This is a genomic window from Solihabitans fulvus (genome assembly GCF_008386585.1).
Lineage (GTDB): Bacteria > Actinomycetota > Actinomycetes > Mycobacteriales > Pseudonocardiaceae > Solihabitans > Solihabitans fulvus.
This window is the reverse complement of record NZ_VUOB01000148.1, coordinates 1-204: the sequence shown is the minus strand read 5'-3', so window position 1 is coordinate 204 and position 204 is coordinate 1. Positions and strand designations below refer to the sequence as shown.

1 protein-coding gene is annotated in these 204 nt (G+C 78.9%); it reads left to right on the top strand.

Annotation, left to right across the window (positions count from 1 at the left end; translation table 11 throughout):
- Positions 1-204 (top strand): CoA transferase (locus F0L68_RS40870; protein ID WP_223199603.1); only part of this gene is annotated, 204 nt, incomplete at both ends.

The following is a 204-nucleotide window of genomic DNA, read 5'->3' as shown; positions in this document are numbered from 1 at the left end:
GGGCGGCGCTCGCCGCCGGCACCGACGCGTGCCTCGCGCCCGTGCTCGACCCGGGCGAGGCCGTCGAGCACCCGCACAACGCGGCGCGCGCGACGTTCGTGGAGGTGGCCGGCAAGGTGCAGCCGGCACCGGCTCCCCGGTTCGACCGGACTCCGGCGGCCACGCCGACACCGCCTGCCAACCCCGGCGAACACACGGAGGCCG